The 16,554-nt window shown below is 72.0% G+C and carries 6 protein-coding genes; all 6 read right to left on the bottom strand.

Annotated features, from left to right (window positions below):
- Position 1: 1 nt before the first annotated feature.
- Positions 2-391, bottom strand: a complete 390-nt coding sequence (locus ACWPN5_RS23450) for a hypothetical protein (protein WP_492297652.1) — start codon at positions 389-391, stop codon at positions 2-4.
- 14 nt (positions 392-405) lie between these two features.
- Positions 406-3,492 (bottom strand): ABC transporter substrate-binding protein, encoded by a 3,087-nt coding sequence (locus ACWPN5_RS23445; protein ID WP_492297650.1) that lies wholly within the window; start codon positions 3,490-3,492, stop codon positions 406-408.
- Between the two features lie 181 nt (positions 3,493-3,673).
- Positions 3,674-5,062, bottom strand: a complete 1,389-nt coding sequence (locus ACWPN5_RS23440; protein WP_492297648.1) for an HlyD family type I secretion periplasmic adaptor subunit — start codon at positions 5,060-5,062, stop codon at positions 3,674-3,676.
- Positions 5,059-6,741, bottom strand: a complete 1,683-nt coding sequence (locus ACWPN5_RS23435; RefSeq protein WP_492297646.1) for an ATP-binding cassette domain-containing protein — start codon at positions 6,739-6,741, stop codon at positions 5,059-5,061. The genes ACWPN5_RS23440 and ACWPN5_RS23435 overlap by 4 nt, the downstream gene beginning before the upstream one ends.
- Positions 6,738-8,135, bottom strand: coding sequence for a TolC family protein (locus ACWPN5_RS23430; RefSeq protein ID WP_492297645.1), 1,398 nt, complete (start codon positions 8,133-8,135; stop codon positions 6,738-6,740). Before ACWPN5_RS23430 ends, ACWPN5_RS23435 begins: the two co-directional genes overlap by 4 nt.
- 134 nt (positions 8,136-8,269) lie before the next feature.
- Complete coding sequence (locus ACWPN5_RS23425) at positions 8,270-16,000, bottom strand: beta strand repeat-containing protein (protein ID WP_492297643.1); 7,731 nt, start codon at positions 15,998-16,000, stop codon at positions 8,270-8,272.
- Positions 16,001-16,554: the final 554 nt, after the last annotated feature.

The raw sequence follows: 16,554 nt of genomic DNA, 5'->3' as shown, positions 1-16,554 counted from the left end.
GTCAGCCACCGCCGCCGGGCGCCGACTGGCCGGCACAGACGTAGCCCGCCGGGGTGTGGCGGTACCAGTTGCCGGTCGCCTCGGCGCAAGGGGCGAGCACCCGGTCGTTGCGCTGCGGCTGCGCCACCACCGGGGTTGAGGCCGGGGCCGGGACGGTGTCCACCTCGCGGCCCGCGGCCGGACGGTTGGTCACGACGAAGCCGTCCTCGTCCTCCTCGACGATCATCACGTAGCGGGCGCGCTTGGCGGGGTAGCGGATGCCGACGTCGTAGTCGCCGTCGGCCAGCTTCTCCAGGATCGCGCCGGGGCGGTCGCCGCCGAGCGGCGCGCAGCCCGTCCCGGCGAGCAGGACCGGCAGCAGCGCCGTCGCGGCGATCAGGGTTCGCATCATGTGGGTGTTCCTGCTCATACCGGGATCGCCTGGCGCTGGGCGTTGGTGGCGACCGCGGCGGGGCCGGCGGCCTCCATCAGGTCGGGCGGGGTCGGCTCGATGCCGGCCTCGGCCAGCGTGCGGTAGACGGACCGCCAGACCAGCTCGGGCACGACGAAGCTGGCGTCGTAGTCCTCGACCCAGAAGAACAGGTTGTACTTGCACAGCCATTGTCCGTTGACGCCGCGGATGCCGTCATAGCGGACGAAGGCCGGGCCGCCGGTGGCGCTGGGCAGCACCTTGTCGGCGTTCTGCAGGGCGGTGGTCAGCAGGCCGCCCATCCGGCCGGGGTCGTGGCGGGCGTCGGCGTAATATTCCAGCTTCATCGACACCCGGTCGACCGCGCTGAAATTGATGACGGTCGCCTCCGACACCTTGGCGTTGGGCATGGCGACGATGAAGCCGGCGACGTTGCGGATGCGCACCGTGCGCCACGTCATGTCCACCACGACGCCGCGCACCAGATCGGTGATCTGGATGCTGTCGCCGATCTGGAACGGCCGCTCGATGTTCAGGACGATGCCGGAGAAGACGTTGGCGATGTTGGCCTGGATGGCGAGGCCGATGACCATGCCGACGAGGCCGGAGGCGGCGAGCAGGCTGGTGATCGGCTGCTTCAGCACGAAGGCGATGATGCCGCAGCCGGCGAAGCCGAAGACGATCAGCGTGGAGAAGCGGCGGACGATGCCGGGGATCTTGCGCTGGGTGCGGATCTCCAGCGGGGTCCAGACGAAGCGCTCCAGCGTGCGGTCGACCAGGATGGCCGGCACGATCCACCACAGCACGTTGACGCCGTTCACCACCATGGCGATTCCGCTCGGCGGCAGCGTCGCCACCGCCTGGTCCAGCACGATGTTGCCGACGGACATCAGCAGCAGCGGCCAGGACAGGATGCGCATGAACAGCGTCTGGATCTTCCAGAACTGGCCGCGGTCGCGGCGGTCCATGACGGCGGCGAAGACCGCCAGAACGGCGCTGAAGATGGCGATGTAGACGAAGAAGTCGCGGTGGATGAAGTCGCGCGCCGCCGGGGAGTCCGGCGCCGCGACCACGCCGAAGTCGACGCGCGAGAAGTCCGGCTGCGGCCGCCCGAAGCCGACGTAGTTGGGATCGCCCTCGCTGCCGACCGAGGCGACGTCCTGCGAGATCCAGGCGCGCGACAGGCGCCAGCCGGGCGACGGCGCCAGCACCCGCTTGGCGCGGAGCTGGTCGAGCAGGGTGGAGCTTTCGCTCTCGCCCTCCAGCGCGCGGCGGAAGCGGTCGGCGAGGCCGGGGTCGGCGGCGGACGCGGTCTCCGCCGCGGCCATCGCCTTCAGCTTCTCCACGAAGTCGTTGGTGTCGACCAGCGACATGCCGAGAACGTCGGTGACGAACATCACCGTGTTGCGGTTCTGCGTCCGGTGGCGGAAGCTGACGCCGACGGTCTGGCTGCCGTAGGGTGGGCGCTGGTCGAAGACGTTCAGGGCGAAGCGCCCCTCGATCCGGTAGGCGACGTAGGTGGTGACCTCGCCGCGCTCCTCGCGGTAGGGCTTGCCCAGCTCGACCGGCTTGACCGCGTTGGTGAAGACGACGTCCGCCGGGTTGAAGGCGCCGCGGTAGCGGAACCAGATCGTCAGGCTCAGCGTCGCTTCGTTGGCGTCCGGGTTCAGGTCGCGGATCTCGTGGAGCTGGACGCCGGTGTAGATGACGTCCGTCTTGTACATGAAGCGGTCGTTGACGTAGAGCGCCCGGCCCTTGGTGACCTCTTCCAGGAAGTTGGAGACTCCGGCCTCGCGTATCGGCTGGAGCTGGGTCAGCGCCGCCACTGGGTTCAGGCCGTTGTAGGAGGCCATCATCACCGGCAGGGTCGCCTGGCCTCGCGCGTCGAAGGTCCAGGTGCCGACCGTGCCCTGGAAGGCGGTCTCGGCGCGGTCGTGGTCGGCGATGGCGCGGCGCAGCGCCTCGCCGTCCGGCTTGCCGGTGGCCGTGTTCGTCTTCGCGATGGCTCCGGCGATGAGGTCCACGCCGTCGGCGCCCAGCGCCGCCGCCCAGTCGGGCACCGCGTTGAAGCGCTTCACATACTGGCCGTAGAAACGCTGCGCCCGCTCGTTGGCCGTGTCGAACAGCACGGGCGAGGACACCAGCAGCCCGTGGCCGTAGGCCTCCGGAGTCAGCGCCTTGGGATTGGACTGCGCCTGGGCGACGATCTCGGTGCGGAAGGCCGACGAGGCCATCTCCGAGCTGCCGGCGATCAGGTTGCGCACCCCGGCGTCGCGCAGCGCCACCACCACCCGCGCGCTGTCCACCGCCGACCCGATGACGACGACGGCGCCGGTCGGCATCTTCTCCTTCACCGCCTGGGCCAGCGCCGGCAGGGCGGACGCACCGCCGCGGCCCGGCGCGAAGGTCCACTGGCCGACCAGTTTGGTGCCGAAGCGCTGGAGGATCGCGTCGAACTGCCCGGCCTGCGATGCCGCCTGCTCGCTGTCCTCGCGGACGATGGCGACGGTCGGCTCGCCGACCACGTTGCGCACGTAGTTGGCGAGGAAGCGCGTCTCGTGCGTGCGGTCCAGCGTGATGCTGAACAGCCAGGGGCTGGGCGCGGCGTCCGCCGGGCGGACCAGCGGGCGCGGGGCGATCAGCGGGATCTGGCGCTGGGCGTAGATCGCCGTCGCGCTGTCGGCGGCGTCCGGCGTGTGGCCGATCACCGCGAGGACCGAGGGATCGTTGGAGACGCGCCGGGCGATCTCCAGCGACTTGCCCTTGTCGCCCTCGTCGTCGAAGGGCTTGACCACCACGGGACGGCCGGCGATGCCGCCCGCCGCGTTGATGGTGTCGGCGCGCAGCGCCGCCCCCTTGCGCAGGGCCAGCCCCAGCGCCGCGTCCGGCCCGCTGAGCGGCCCGACGACGGCGACGGTCAGCGGCTCGCGCGCGCTGTCGCCGAGGAAGCCGGCGCGGACGACCAGGGAGACCAGCACGGTGACGAGCATCGCCGCCGCCAGGATCAGCGCGAAGCGCGCCTTCTTGGTCAGGTGCGACCAGCGCAGCGGCGGCCGGGAGCGGGGCTGGAGCGAGCTCAGCATGGGGTGGGCCTCGGGCGGTCCGTGTCGGGGTGGAAATAGCCCTCTCCCCTCTGGGGAGAGGGTGGCCCGGAGGGCCGGTGAGGGGGTTGCGCTTGTGCTGGACGTGCCTCCACGCGCAACCCCCTCACCCTGACCCTCTCCCCAGAGGGGAGAGGGAAAGCGGCAATCGGTCCGGTCATCCTCATTGCTCCTGCATCGCGTGCTGGAGGCCGTTGAGGACCGGCGAGAACACATAGTCGAGGATGGTGCGCCGCCCGGTCAGGATGCTGCAGGTCACGCGCACGCCGGGGAACAGCTCGTAGGTCTTGCCGCCGTAGTCGAAACGGGTCACCGGCAGCTCGACGCGGACCTTGTAGTAGGACTGCTTGTTGGCGTCGAGCAGCGTGTCGGGGCTGATCGTCCGCACCCGCCCCTCGATGTGGCCGAAGCGCGAGGCGTCCCCGCCGGCCAGCGTCACCACCACCGGCTGGTCGGGGCGGACATAGCCGATGTCCTGCACCGGCAGGCGGGCGTCCACCACCAGCTTGCCGTCGCGCGGCACCAGCTCCACCACCGTCTCGCCGGCCTTGACCACCGCGCCCTTGGTCGAGACGGCCAGCGTCTTGACGATGCCGTCCATGGGCGCCCGCAGGCTGCTGCGATCCAGGCTGTCCTGGTAGCGGGTCAGGCGCTGCGACAGTTCGTCGTGGTTGCGGCGGGCCTCGTCGAGGGCGTTGCGGCTCTCCTCCTCGTACTTGCGGCCGATCCACACCAGCTTGCTGCGCGCCTCGGCCAGCGCCGCCTCGGCCTGGGCCAGCGTGGCGCGGTCCTCGGCAATGGCGCTGCTGACGCGGGCGTCGTCGCGCAGCAGCTCCAGGTGCTTCATGCGGTTGGTGATCTCGCGCTTCAGCAGGGTCTCGCTGATGGAGAGCTGCTCGCGGATCAGCCCCTGCGCCACCTGTGAGCCGCCGATGCGCGCACGCACGGCGACCACCTGCTGCTCGCGCTGGGCGATGTCCTGGCGCTGGATGTCGAGGTCGGAGGCCAGCCGGTCGCGGCGGGCGCGGAACAGGTCGCGGGTCTGCGCCACCAGATCGGGCCGCTCGCGCAGCAGCCGGTCGGGGAAGGTTATGGCCTCGCGGCGCCCGACCTCCGCCTCCAGCCGCGCGGTGTCGGCGGACAGCGAGCCGAGGCGCAGCTTCAACTCCTCCAGGTCGGCGCGGATCTTGGTCTGGTCCAGCTCGACCAGCGCTTGGCCGGCGGTGACCGAATCGCCCTCCTGCACCAGGATGTCGCGGACGATGCCGCCTTCGAAATGCTGGACCGACTGGTTGTAGGACAGCGGCACCACGTCGCCGGGCGCGCTGCTGGAGACGTTCAGCTCGGCGATGGCCGCCCAGCCGAGTGCCGCGAGGAAAGCGGCGATGCTGACCGCGAACAGGCCGTCGCCGAAGCGGCTTTCCGTGTCCGTGGCCTGTGTTCCCATCAGGGCGGCTGGGAGGGCGGCCGGAATGCCGGTTGGGATGACCGGCGGCACGGCCGGCGCGGCGCCGGCGGCGGGCTTGCGGGTCAGCAGGGGAAGCGGCTTCATGGCGTCACCACCCCGGCCGCTTCACGGGCAGCCACGGTGCCGTTCGGTTGGTCGAGGTCGAGCACCAGCGAGGCGCCCTGGAGGATGCGCGGGTCGTGGGAGGCGATGATCACCGTGTGGCCGCTGCGCGCCAGCTCGATCAGCGTGCGGTAGACGGTGGCGGTGCCGTCCGAGTCCAGCCCGTCGGTCGGCTCGTCGAGCAGGATCAGCCGTCCGCCGACCGCCAGGGCGCGGGCCAGCGCCAGCCGGCGGCGGTGGCCGGTCGGCAGCTCGTGGCCGAAGTTGCGCAGCGGCGTGTCGAGCCCCTGGGCGCAGTCGGCCACCGTGCGGTCGGCCCCGGCGCGGTGCAGGACGGCGTGAAGCTCCGTCTCCGACAGGCGCGGGTTGGCGAGCAGCAGGTTCTCGCGGATCGTGCGGTTGAGGAACACCGGCTCCTGCGGCAGCAGCCCGATCTGCTGGCGCCACCAGGAAGGGGCGAATTTGCGGATGTCCACGCCGTCGGCCAGCACGGCACCCTCCTGCGGGTCGGCCAGCCCGGCGATCAGGCGGATCAGCGTCGATTTGCCGGAGCCGTTGCGGCCCTTCAGCACCAGGATGTTGCCGGCAGGCACCGACAGGTTCAGCCGGCGCAGCAGCGGCGTGACGCCGCCCGGCGGGGTGAAGGTCAGGTCGCGCAGTTCCAGCGTGCCGGCGTAGCGGGGCAGGCTGGTGCCGCCGGTCGGCTCGACCGCGGTGCGGGCGAACTGCTCCAGCCGCGCCTGCGCCTGCCGGGCCATCGCCAGGGACTCGCCGATCTGGGCCAGCCGGGTGAAGGGGGCCAGCGCCCGGCCGACCAGCAGGTTGATGCCGATCAGCGACCCGACGTCCAGCTCGCCGCGCACCACCAGAACGGCGCCGGTGGCGATGACCGCCACGCCCTGGAGCGCCTGGAGGCTCTGCGCCGCCGACTGGGCGCGGCCCTGGCGCATCGACATGCGCTCGCGGACCACGCGCAGCGCCTTGGCCGCGCGCTGCCAGTCGCCGAGCAGCGGCTTGGCGCCGCCGAACAGGGCGACCGCGTCGCGCCCGACGATGGCCGTGGTAACCAGCCCCTGGGCGTCGGCGCCGGCCTGGGCGAGGTCGCGCCCGACCGCGCGCATGTCGGCCTGGGCCAGCAGCCCGGCGGCGATGGCCAGCAGCGTGAAGACCAAGCAGATCGCCGCCAGCGGCCAGGAGATCAGCGCCACCACGAGGATGAAGCCGAGCGCGAAGGGCAGGTCGAACAGCGTGGCGAGGTTGGCGGAGCCGAGCGCGGAGTCGATCTGCTCCGGCGCCCTCAGCGCCTCGCGCCGGGCCGCGTCGCCCTCCGCCGATCCGGCGCCGCTGCGCGCGGTCATCAGGATGCCGAAGGCCCCGGTGGTCAGACGCTCGTGCTCGGCGCGTCCGATGCGCCCGGCGATGCCCAGCCGGACGTGGCGGAACAGATGCTCGAAGGCGATGGACAGCACGACGCCGACGGTCAGCGCCGCCAGCGTGGAGTCGACGCCGTGCGTCACGTAGCGGTTCAGCACCAGCATCGTGTAGAAGGACGAGGCCAGCCCGAGCAGATTCGCCGCCAGCGACGCCGCGAAGACGCGGGCGGTCAGCCGCAGGTTGGCGCGCAGCCGCAGCACCAGCAGACCGATGGCGCCGCCGTTCATCGCTGATCTCCCGTTCCGCGCCGGCCCGGATCGCGCCCGCCCGTATCGCGGAAAGCGCCGCGGCCCGGCGCGGTCAGCTTCGGCATCGGCTTGGTCTGGATGTCGGTGGCGTTCAGCCGGCCCATGGCGGCGAGCAGGCGGTAGCCGGCCAGCACCAGCTCCGTCTCCGCCGCCGCGGCGTCGCTGCGCGCGTTGATGAGAGTCGTCTCGCCCGAGAGGATGTCGATCAGCGACCGGGTGCCCAGCTCGCGCTCCGACCGCGCCACGTCGAGGAAGCCGGCGGCGAGGCTCGCCTGATCGTTCAGCAGCTGCACCTGGGCGCGGGCGCTCTCCAGCCGGTTCCAGCTGTTGCGGACGGTCTCCAGCACCGTGCGCTCCTGGTCGGCCCAGGTGGCGTCGGCGGCCCGCAGGTCGGCCTCGGCCAGACGGATGCTGTTGAGCGCGGTCAGGCCGGTGTTCAGCGAGAAGGTGACCTGGAGCTTGAACAGCAGCTCGTTCTGCCGCCCGGACTGGCCGGCGACGTCGCGCTTGATGTTGTGTTCCACGAAGCCGTCGATCCGCGGGTAGAGGGTGCGGCCGCGCACCGCGGTTACCGCCTCCTGCGCCGCCGCGGTGGTCAGGGCCAGTTCCTGAAGGCGCGGGTTGTGGCGGCGCGCCTCCTCCACCGCCGCGTCCATCGAGACGGGCAGGCCGGCGCGCGTCATCGCCAGGACCTGGGCGTTGCTGACCTGGAAGGGGACATGGCCGAAGAAGGCCTGGAAGCGGCTCTGCGCGGTCTGCGTCGCCTCCTCCGCCGCGACGCGGCGGGCCTGGGCGCCGGCCAGCTGGCTCTTGGCCTGGAGGACATCGGTGGAGAAGCCGAAGCCCTCCTGAAGCCGCACCTCCTCAAGCCCGGTCTGGCGCCGGATGTTGTCTTCGGACTGGCGGGCGAAGGCGAGCAGCTGGTGGGCGCGGACGAGGCTGGCGTAGGCGGTGAGGCCCTCCACCAGCAACTCCTGCCGGGTGCGCTCCACCGCGATGTCGGCGCGGACCAGCGTCACCTGGGCGCGCCGGATGTCGGCGTTGGTCGCGTCGAAGTCCCAGATCAGCTGCGTCGCCCGCGCTGAAAACTGCGAGGCGTTCATGTCGGTGTTGGGCAGGCCCGCCGGCTTGGTCGTGCTCTCGCGCCCGCCGTTGGCCGACAGGCTCAGCGTCGGGAACCAGCCGCCGTGGCTGACCCGCAGGGCGTTGCGGGCCCCGTCGGCGGCGGCCTCCGCCCCGCGCAGGCGGTCGTGGGTCTCCGTCGCCTTGCCGATCAGCGCCACCACCTCGTCGCGCGGAGCCGCAACCAGAGATTGTGGCGCTCCGGTCAGGAGCGGAAGCGCAACCGTGGCGATAAGACAAAACTTGTGCATGAGGGTCCTGGAGATCGCCGCATGTCTAAGCCGTTTGGCTTACAGCGATGATGATCTTAGTCGAGAACTCTCATACTCATTTAGGACAAAACAGTATCCAAATACCTAAAAATGCGACGAATTCTGTCAGTCGATCATGAAGTTTCTGCAACCGGCACAATCGTCGGGGCATGGGTTGTGACGTGATGTGTGTCTGCGCTGTGAACGGCCATCGCCCAGTCCCCCGCGTGTGCATCCACTCCGTTCTGCACAACCGGAACATTGTCCGGCAGACCCAGGCCGGAGGAGAGCAGCGCCGCGTAGTCGAAGCGTCCGTGGTCGGCCTGAGCCGCTGCCGCTGGCGCTGGCGCTGGCGCTGCGGCCAGCGGCTGGCTGTGCAGCTGCGCCGCGACGGTGGCCTGCACGTCGAAGGCGACGCCGGCCACCACGCGGCTGCTGCCGTCGGCCATGGTCATGCTGGTGGTGCCGAGGATGTGGTTGCCGGCCAGCGTCGTGTCTGTCGGGGTGGCTGCGGTGGCGATGGAGAGGATGCCGGCGTCGGCCAGCGTGCGCAGCTCGCCCGGCTGGCTCACCCCGTCGCCGTCGTCCTGCCAGACCTGGAGCGTGGCGAAGCTCGCGTCCGCGGCGTCGATGCGCCCGTCGTGGTTGCTGTCGAGCGAGGCGAGCGCCTCCAGGCTACTGTTGAAGCCTTTTCCGAAGTGCTCCGACACCAGTTCGCGCCCGTCGTCGATTTGCCCGTTGTGGTTGTCGTCGCGCACCAGCAGGGCGTTGCCCTTGCCGACCCAGCCGGTGCGGTCGGCCACGCCGTCGCCGCTGACGTCGAACAGGACGCCGTCGGCCAGCGCCCGCAGGGCCAGCCCGTCGCCGGCCATGTCCAGCACGATGGGGTCGCTGGCGACGGTGGTCAGCTTGACGTTGTCGACGCGCAGCACCGGGTTGACGCTGTTGTCGCTGGTGTCGGAGGTGCCGAAGCCCAGCGTCAGGGTGGTGTTGGCGGGGATCACCACGCTGAACGTGCCGCTGGCGCTCGCCTCCTTGGCGAGCAGGGTGACCACGCCGTTGACGCTGACGAAGGCGAAGTCGTGATAGCCGGGGTCGGAGAAGATGAAGGTCCAGTCGAAGGTCAGCGTCGTGTCCTTCGTCACCGTGACGGTGCTGGCCAGCTTCATCGCGTGGCCGAAGGACGGGATGGTGCCGGTCGCCGCCGCGATGGAGCCGTGGGCGAGGCCGAGGAAGTCCTCGAGCTGCGTCGACGACTGTCCGCCCGCCGAGGTCAGGGTGCCCTCATGGCCGTCGCCGGTCGCGCCCACCGTGGCGCCGCCGGTGTAGCTCCAGCCGGTCAGCCCTTTGTCGAAGGTGCCGTTGGGGATCAACACGCCGGGATGCAGGGTGACGGTGTCCGTCGCGGCGGAGAAGGCGCTGCCGTCGCCGAGGGTGATGGCGGTCTTGGAGCCGGCGCTGCCCGTGGTCTGGTCCCAGGCGCGGATGGTCAGGGCGCCGTTGACGGTGGCCGGCACCGCGGCGTTGGGCTGGAAGTAGAGCCGGTCGGTCGCGCGCAGCAGAAGGGCGGAATCGCTGTCGTTGACCGCGCCGACGAGGCTCCAGCTGGCGCCGTTGTCGGTGGAGAACCACCAGCGGCCATAGCTCTCGTTGGTGCCGGTCAGGGCGATGCCGACGACGGCCCCGGCGTCGGTGTCGGTGACGTTGGCCGGGCCGCTGCCGTTCAGCCCGACCAGCTTGGACACCGCGAAGCCGGCCGTGCCCGCGGTGGGGGCGGCCAGGGCCTCCGCCGCCACGGTGACGTCGAGGTTGGTGTCGATCAGGACGGGGGAGGCGTTCGGCGGCGCCACGGTGACGCCGATGGTCGCGGTCGCGGTCAGCGGCCCGCCGGCCCCGCCGTTGCCGAGATCGTTCACGACGATCCGGATGGCGTCGGCCCCGGTGTAGGAACTGGCCGTGTAGAGGAGCCCGTTGGCGGCGCCGAGCAGGCCGTTGATGGTGGCGAGCGTCGCGCGGATGGTGACGCTGTCCGTTCCGTTGCCGGTGATGACGGCGTCCCAGCCGGCGCTGGCCAGGGTCAGCGTGCCGTGGCCGGCAGTCAGCGTGACCAGCATCGGCAGCGCGCCGGCGTCGACGTCGGACACCGACAGGCCGGTGACCGCCACCGCCACGCCCTTCATCGTCGCCAGCGCCGTCGTGCCGGCGGTGATCTGCGGCGCGTCGTTGACGGGGGTGACGGTTCCGGTCAGGGCGATGGTGTCGGCGCTGTAGACGGTGCTGCCGCCGACGCCGGTCGTCAGGTCGACGCGGCCGCCGGTGACGACGGGGGCGCCGCCGTCCTCGATCAGCCGGACGGTCAGGGCCGGTGTGGTGCCGTTCCAGTCGGCTGCGGGAAGGAAGCGCAGCAGCGCGCTGGCGGCGACGACCAGGGCCGAGCCTTCCGCGACCGCGCCGACGGTGATCCAGGCGAAGCCCGACCAGTACTGCCAGACGCCCTGGCCGGCGGTTGCCGCGTTGCCGACGATGACGACGCCGGCGAAGCCGTTGGCGGAGGAGCCACCCGGCACCGCGTCCGCCGGGTCGGAGAACAGATGACCGAACAGGGCGGTGACGCTGGTGCCCGCCGGATTGACGGTGTCCTCGGCGATGGTCGGCAGGGTTGCCGTCGTGCCGGTCGCCACCGGGGCGTCGTTGACCGGAAGGACGGCGCCGGTCAGCGCGATGGTTCCGGCGCTGTAGGCGGTGCTGCCGCCGACGTTGGTCGCGTCGACCCGCGCGCCGCTGGCGATCGGGCCGTGCGACGTGTCGACCAGCCGGACGGTCAGGGGCGGGGGGGTGCCGTTCCAGTTGGCGGCGGGAACGAAGCGCAGCGCCGTGTTCGCCGCCAGCAGCAGGCCGTTGCCGCCGCTGGCCGCGCCGATGTCGGCCCAGGCGGCGCCGGTCCAGTACTGCCACGCCCCTTGCGCCGCGATGGCGGCGTTGCCGACCACCACGATGCCGGCCAGCGTGTCGGCCGCCGAGCCGCCGCTCACCGCGTCGGCGGCGTCGGAGAACAGATGGCCGAACAGGCTGGAGACGGTGGCGCCCGCCGGGTTGGCGGTGTCCTCGGCGATGGTCGGCAGGACGGCCACGGTGCCGGTGGCGACCGGCGCGTCGTTGACCGGGGTGACGGTGCCGGTCAGCGCGATGGTCCCGGCGCTGTAGGCGGTGCTGCCGCCGACGCTCGTCAGGACAACCCGCCCGCCGCTGGTCACGGCCCCTTGCGAGTCGTCGATCAGCCGGACGGTCAAAACCGGGGTGGTGCCGTTCCAGTTGGCGGCGGGAACGAAGCGCAACGCCGTGTTGGCGGATAGCAGCAGGGCGTTGCCGTCCGAGGCGGCCCCCACGGCGCTCCAGCCCGTGCCGGTCCAATACTGCCAGACACCTTGCGCGGTCGCCGCGTTGCCGACGACGGCGATGCCGGCGAAGCCGTTGGCGGCGGACCCGCCCGCCACCGTGTCCGTCGCGTCGGAGAACAGGTGGGCGAACAGGCTGGAGACGGTGGCGCCCGCCGGGTTGGCGGTGTCCTCGGCAATCGTCGGCAGGGTGGCGGTCGTTCCGGTGGCGATCGGGGCGTCGTTGACCGGGGTGACGGTGCCGGTCAGTGCGACGGTGCCGGCGCTGTAGACGCTGCTGCCGCCGACTCCGCCGGTCAGGTCGACGCGGCCGCCGGTGACCAGCGGCGCGCCGCCGTCCTCGACCAGCCGGACGGTCAGGGTTGGGGTGGTGCCGTTCCAGTTGGCGGCGGGAACGAAGCGCAGCGCCGTGTTGGCGGACAGCAGCAGCCCGTCGGCGTCGCTCGCCGCGCCGATGCCGGCCCAGGCGGTGCCCGTCCAGTACTGCCACACCCCCTGCGCCGCGGTGGCGGCGTTGCCGACCACCACCACGCCGGCAAAGCCGTTGGCCGTCGAGCCTCCGCTGACCGCGTCGGCGGCGTCGGAGAACAGGGCACCGAACAGGCTGGAGACGGTGGCGCCCGCCGGGTTGGCGGTGTCCTCCGCGATGGTCGGCAGGGTCGCGGTCGTGCCGGTCGCCACCGGGGCGTCGTTGACGGCGCTGACCGCGGTGGTCAGGGCAACGGTGCCGAGGCTGTAGCGGCTGTCGCCACCCGCCCCCGTCGCGTCCGCCCGCTCGCCGCTGACGACCGGCCCTTGCGAGTCGTCGATCAGCCGCACCATCAGGCTTGGCGGCACGCCGTTCCAGTTGGCGGCGGGCAGGAAACGCAGCGTGGCGTCGGCGGCCAGCAGCAGGGCGTTGCCGTCCGACACCGTTCCCACAGCGGCCCAGGCGGAGCCCGTCCAATACTGCCAGACACCTTGCGCGGTCGCCGCGTTGCCGACGATGGCGACGCCGGCGAAGCTGTTAGCGGCGGACCCGCCCGCCACCGTGTCCGTCGCGTCGGAGAACAGGTGACCGAACAGGCTGGAGACGGTGGCGCCCGCCGGGTTGGCGGTGTCCTCGGCAATCGTCGGCAGGGTGGCGGTCGTTCCGGTGGCGATCGGGGCGTCGTTGACCGGGGTGACGGTGCCGGTCAGCGCGACGGTGCCGGCGCTGTAAACGCTGCTGCCGCCGACGCCGGTCGTTAGGTCGACGCGGTTGCCGGTGACCAGCGGCGCGCCGCCGTCCTCGACCAGCCGGACGGTCAGGGCGGGGGTGGTGCCGTTCCAGTTGGCGGCGGGAACGAAGCGCAGCGCCGTGTCGGCGGCCAGCAGCAGGCCGTCGGCGTCGCTCGCCGCGCCGATGCCGGCCCAGGCGGTGCCCGTCCAATACTGCCACGTCCCCTGCGCCGCGGTCGCGGCGTTGCCGACCACCACCACGCCGGCGAAGCCGTTGGCCGTCGAGCCTCCGCTGACCGCGTCGGCGGCGTCGGAGAACAGGGCGCCGAACAGGGCGGTGACGGTGGTGCCCGCCGGGTTGGCGGTGTCCTCGGCAATCGTCGGCAGGGTCGCTGTCGTGCCGGTCGCCACCGGGGCGTCGTTGACGGCGCTCACCACCGTGGTCAGGGCGACCGTGCCGAGGCTGTAGCGGCTGTCACCGCCCGCCGCCGTCGCGTCCGCCCGTTCGCCGTTGGTGACCGGCCCCTGCGAATCGTCGATCAGCCGCACCGTCAGGCTCGGCGGCACGCCGTTCCAGTTGGCGGCGGGCAGGAAACGCAGCGTGGCGTCGGCGGCCAGCAGCAGGGCGTTGCCGTCCGACACCGTTCCCACAGCGGCCCAGGCGGTGCCGGTCCAATACTGCCATTGTCCCTGGGTGGCGTCGGCCGGATTGGCGATCACCGCCACACCGGCGAAGCCGTTGCCGACGGCGCCGAACACCGCGTCGGTCGGGTCGGAGAACAGCCCGCCGAACAGCGCCGCCACGCTGGCGCCCGCCGGGTTGGCGCTGTCTTCGGTGACGGCGGCGAGGACCGCCGTCGTGCCCGTCGCCACCGGGGAGCCGTTGACCGGAGTCACCTCCAGCGTCAGCGGGACGACGTCCGCCGACAGCGGGGTGGTGCCGCCGACGCCGGTCAGCGTGAACAGCCGGTGCTCGGCGCCGCTGAACCCCTCGGTCCACGCGCTGTTCACCGCCCGCAGCCCGAGCGACGGGGTGGTGCCGTTCCAGTTGTCGGCCGGCAGGAAGCGCAGCAGGGCGCTGCCCGGAAGCACGAGCGCCGCGCCGTCGCCGACCGTGCCCACCGTCCGCCACGCCCCGCCGTCCAGGCTGTACTGCCAGACGCCGGAGGTGGAATTGGGGTTCGCCACCACGGCGACGCCGATCACGCTGCTCCCGGCCTCGCCGGGCCGGAACATCGCCTCGATCAGATGGAAGACGGCGAAGCCGGCCGGGGCCGCGGTGCCCTCGGCGATCGCCAGCGCCTTTGTGAAGGCGGCCGCGTCGAAGCCGGACGAGAGGGTGGGCGCCGCCACCGGCGGCACCGTCACCGGCAGGGCGTTGGCCGCGGCTTCGAGCGCTCGGGCCACCTGCTGCTGGATTTGCGCGGCGACGGCGAAGGGGTCGCTGGTCAGCGTCCGGGTGACCGGCGTGGTGGCGGGCGTCGCGCCGGAGGAGGGGGCGGGGGCCGTGACGCCGGGCGTGACGGTGTCGGCGCTCTTGGCGGTGCCGGCCACGTCGAAGCTGATCGCCTTCAGCGCCGGCTCGCTTCCCATGCCGGACTTGGCCGGTGCAGGCGACGATTCGCCCTTCGCCGCTGCCGCGTCGGGGGAGGCATCGGCAGCGGGCTTATCGGCAGCCTTGTCGCCGTCTTCGCCCTTCGCCTCCTCCTTGGCGTCGTCCTTCTCGCCGCCCTCCTTGCCCTCGGCCGGAGCTTCGGCAACCTGCTCGCCCGCCTTTTCTGCATTGGCCTTTTCACCGCCGCTCTTGTCGCCGTCTGCCTTGGCGCCCTCCTTGGCCGCCTCGCCCGCGGGCGGCGGGTTGGCGAGATCGGCCAGAGCCTTGTTCTCGGCGGACACCGGAACCTCGCTGCCCTGGGCGTTCTGCTGCACCGTCTCCGCCGTCTGGCGGGCGGCGGCGAGTGCCTGTCCGGGCGCGCGCCCGTCCGCCAGCGCCTGCCCGAGCGCCGCGTTGAAGGCGGCGCCGGACCCGCCCAGCGCCTGCACCGCCTGCTGCACGTTCTGCCCGCTGGCCAGCGCCGCGATCAGCCCGTCGCTCTTCACGCCCTTGGCGGTTTCCGCCGACAGGGCCAGCGCGGTCGAGACGGTCTGCTGCGCCGAGCCCAGCGCGCCGGCCATCTCCTGCCCGCCGGACAGCGCCCGCCCCAGGGCGTCGCCGAAGCCGCCGGCCGCCGCGCCGTCGAGCCCGGCGGCGGCGGCGAAGGTCTTGACGGTGGCCGCAACATTCTGGCCGGACGAGAGCGAGGCGACCAGCGCGTCCGCCGGCTTCGCCGGCACGGCGGCGGCCTCTTGCCGGGCCGCCATGTCCGTCTGCGCCCGTGCTGAGGCGCCAAGCGCCGCGTCGGGTGCGGCGCCCTGCGCCAGCGCGTCGTTCAGGACGCTGGTGAAGGCGGGGGTGCCGGCCAGGGCGCCGCCCGCCCCGTCCGTCTTTCCGGCGGCCAGCGCGCCGAGCAGGCGCGCGCCGTCGGTCTGCTCAACGGCGACGGATGTGGTTTGAACCGCGCCGGCCGCGCTCAGCGCCTGCGCCTCGGCAACGGCGTCGGCGGCGTCGGCGCCGCTGGACAGGGCGTGTTCCAGCGCTTGGGCGAAGTGACCGCCCGGGGCGGGGCCGAGCGCCGTCACGGCGTCCTGCACCCCCACGCCGGAGGCGAGCGCCGCGGCGAGCTTGTCGGAGGGCGAGATGGGAACGGCCTCCGGCGCCGTCGGGGCGGCGGGAGGAGCGGTCAAGGCCTGCGACAGGGCGGCGATGGGGTCGGCGGCGCCCGCCGGGCGGGCCGCCGGGTCCATCACCCCGCTGAACAGCGCGGCCGACAAATCGGACGCCGCCTTCGAATTGGCGGCGTTGTCCGGCCCGAGTCCCTGCCCCTGGGCCAGCGCGACGGCCAAGCGCTGCTCTCCGGTCAGAGCCGCAGTTTCCTGCGCGGCTTGCGCCATGCGCGCCGCCGTGCCGGCGGCGACCCGGCTCGCCTGCGCAATGGCGTCGTCGGGCGTGGCGCTGGCGCCGACCCCCGCCGCGACGTCGCGCATCCAGCCGTCCGCCACGCTGCCCGCGGCGCCTTCCGGCAAGCCCTGTCCGGTCAGTGCCGCCGCCAGCTTCTCCTGAACCGCCTTCAGCGCGCCGGGATCGCCGCCCAGCAGCACCGCCGCCGCTTCGGACGCCAGGGCATCGGGGATGGTCAGGAGCGGAGTGGTGGCGTTCAGGGTATCCGGCATGGTGGCCCTCTCGCCGTCGCGGCGGTCGCATCTCGGGAGTGTCCATAACAAAGTGATTTGCTGAAAAATGTCTAAATACAGACGACATTTTTTCAGGAGGAAGAGCGGTTTTGTTTCGCGGAGGGGATGTGCAACCTCATCCGTCCTTAGTAATTCCGTGGTTATTCATATGAGAGCCAACGCATGCAGGCGATGCCTGTGTGGTTGTCTTCGAAATTTATCATAAGTTGTATCGCAACAGTGTTCGGTCGCCGAAGATGGTGAAGAGCGGTGCCATCGCCGCCTGTTGCGGGAGGGCTCCGCCGCAGGGTGGTCGCGGTTGTTCCGGGCACACGGGCTCCACACCGTCCTCCGGTTGTCCAAAGCGATGCCGGGCCGGGATTTCCATAGTCCGATCAGGGAGATGCGGAGCGGCCGCGATTGTCGTAACGGCGACGTTGCCCCCTTGCGGAACCGGCGGCTTAATGATTAGAATGAGAATCATTCGCATTCAGACGATCAGCGCAGACCCTCTGGCTTTTTGAAACCGACACGGGGCCGGTCGCAAACGCTGC

The organism is Azospirillum sp. UENF 211521 (genome assembly GCF_058780535.1).
This window is presented reverse-complemented; position numbering and strand designations above follow the sequence as displayed.

What these genes read in the sequence shown, in the direction of transcription:
- ACWPN5_RS23430 (WP_492297645.1), bottom strand. Translation starts at nt 8,135, where the DNA reads ATGCACAAGTTTTGTCTTATCGCCACGGTTGCGCTTCCGCTCCTGACC.
- ACWPN5_RS23435 (WP_492297646.1), bottom strand. Translation starts at nt 6,741, where the DNA reads ATGAACGGCGGCGCCATCGGTCTGCTGGTGCTGCGGCTGCGCGCCAAC.
- ACWPN5_RS23425 (WP_492297643.1), bottom strand. Translation starts at nt 16,000, where the DNA reads ATGCCGGATACCCTGAACGCCACCACTCCGCTCCTGACCATCCCCGAT.
- ACWPN5_RS23440 (WP_492297648.1), bottom strand. Translation starts at nt 5,062, where the DNA reads ATGAAGCCGCTTCCCCTGCTGACCCGCAAGCCCGCCGCCGGCGCCGCG.
- ACWPN5_RS23445 (WP_492297650.1), bottom strand. Translation starts at nt 3,492, where the DNA reads ATGCTGAGCTCGCTCCAGCCCCGCTCCCGGCCGCCGCTGCGCTGGTCG.
- ACWPN5_RS23450 (WP_492297652.1), bottom strand. Translation starts at nt 391, where the DNA reads ATGATGCGAACCCTGATCGCCGCGACGGCGCTGCTGCCGGTCCTGCTC.